Source organism: uncultured Fibrobacter sp., from assembly GCF_937877005.1.
In the GTDB taxonomy this organism is placed as follows: domain Bacteria; phylum Fibrobacterota; class Fibrobacteria; order Fibrobacterales; family Fibrobacteraceae; genus Fibrobacter.
Genome location: NZ_CALEFV010000071.1, coordinates 1 through 1,856, shown reverse-complemented (window position 1 = coordinate 1,856; position 1,856 = coordinate 1). Strand labels below are relative to the sequence as shown.

The 1,856-nt window shown below is 50.5% G+C and carries 3 protein-coding genes; all 3 read right to left on the bottom strand.

Annotated features, from left to right (window positions below):
- Window positions 1–615, bottom strand: a 615-nt coding sequence (locus Q0628_RS04080) for a peptidase M23 (RefSeq protein ID WP_298768409.1), incomplete at its 3' end; no start/stop codon positions are given.
- Between the two features lie 4 nt (window positions 616–619).
- Window positions 620–1,291, bottom strand: coding sequence for an STAS domain-containing protein (locus Q0628_RS04075; RefSeq protein WP_298768407.1), 672 nt, complete (start codon window positions 1,289–1,291; stop codon window positions 620–622).
- Window positions 1,292–1,383: 92 nt separating this feature from the next.
- A partial coding sequence (locus Q0628_RS04070) for a DUF4366 domain-containing protein (protein ID WP_298768405.1) occupies window positions 1,384–1,856 on the bottom strand: 473 nt, incomplete at its 5' end.

Genomic DNA, 1,856 nt, shown 5'->3' with positions numbered 1-1,856 from the left:
ATAAATCGGAGCTTCGCCGACGCCACTAAACACATCCATCGCCAAAAGCGATTCCTGGCCTTCGAAGTCAAAGCCTTCGTCAATCGAAAGCGCAGACCATTCCAGTGGAAGCCTCGGACATACTCCGGGGAACTTGCAGCCCGTATTCTTGGAAACCCAAATGTAGCTGGAGTCCGGTTTCATATAACGTAAATACACCGACCGCACGCTGTCTTCGTGCATCACGAGCAATGCATTACTGAAATCTGTAATCGGGGCAATCCAATGGAGCTTGGACTTTTCAGTTTTACGGAGAGAACCCACGTAACGCAAGAACGGGTTCGGCAAGCGCGAAATGGGAATGGAATCAACCAGCACCCACGAGCACTGTGCCATTCCCTTCTTTAGCACAAACGGCTTGCCACCGTAAAGTTTGCAGCGGTAGTCCCAAGTTTCGATTGGCTTTTCTTCCTCGTTGCCCGGAAGCGGCAACGCGTTTGCGATTTTAGAGACAAAGCCCGAAAAATAAGCCGTCAAGGCCGCCACGGCCACAAGCACGAGTCGGATTAACGGGAACTTATGTTGAGTATTAAAAGTTTTTTGCTTACGTGTGTATTCGTGGAACTCGACAGGCATCGGACTAAAGACTGAAAATCGCGATGGCACCGCCCACAGCAGCCAACATAAGCAAGGCAACAATGATCACGGTCTTGGCCGAAGACGGTTCTTCGTCGAACGGAACATCGAGGCCCTTTTTCTTGGATTTTTCCGCCGGTTCTTCCTTGGCAATCGCATTGAAGCTCTTGGTGAACCTGCGATGCTGACCGGTACGGCGATCCAAATGAGACGGAGTCACATCGATAGAGCCCATGGTAGAGCCCATGTTCTGCGATGCAACCGGAGCCGGTTCTTCGTGAACAACTTCGATTTCGGGTTCGGCAGTTGCAGCCGGAGACTGAGCCTGCAACGAGAACGACATCAAGTCTTCTTCGTAGGCGAAGACCATGATGCTCTTGTCAAGACCAGCCTTCTTGAGGCCAACAAGAATCGTCTGGTTATTGGTAAGGACGGCAAAAATGCCCTTACGGTCATCCATTTCCTGCTGGAACTGGATAAAGGCATTGTAGGCGTCGCTATAGACAAAGTCGAGACCCGTCAAATCGACGGCCAAATACTTTTCGTCAGGCTTTTCAGCGAGAAGATCGCGAACATCTTTCTTAAACTGTTCGGCATCAAACGCCCCAATCGGATTCAGGGGGGCGGACATCAAATCAAATATTCCAACTTCGCGATAATTCTTTAATTGCGGCATGGTAAAAATATAGCCTAATTATGGTTCAACGTGTGCGACCTATCACCAAAAAATGCTCCTAAACTCGATAAAATCGCGGTTTTTGCCCCAAATTACTCTAAAACTTCGTCGTCTGTTTCGATGATGGCGTTCCTAGTCGGAGCGGGAGCGGCCGGCGAAGCGGCAGCCGGACTTTCGTTTTGAGCCGCAGACGACCCCTGTTCCTGCTCGGATGCAGACGCCGGAGCAGACTGCTCGGACGCCGTTTCGGTAGAGCGAGAGGCTTCGTAAGGTTCACGTTCCATATCCTCGTAAGAAGTGTCTTCATCGGGTTCTTCAGTCGGTTCGGTGGGTTCGGGTTCAACGACGGGGTCCTTGCCGACACATTCGCTCATGTTGGAGTGGCAGATTTCACAGTTCGTATTGATAGCACCGATCACACATTTATCTGTACAGGAACAGGTAGGAACGGCGGTTTCACCTTCCTCGCTCTCCATCAGTGCCATAAGATCAGCTTCATCAACGAGGTTCAAGAAGTAGACATTCTCGGTCTCGCCGTTGCGGTCGATAACGATATAGAATGTGT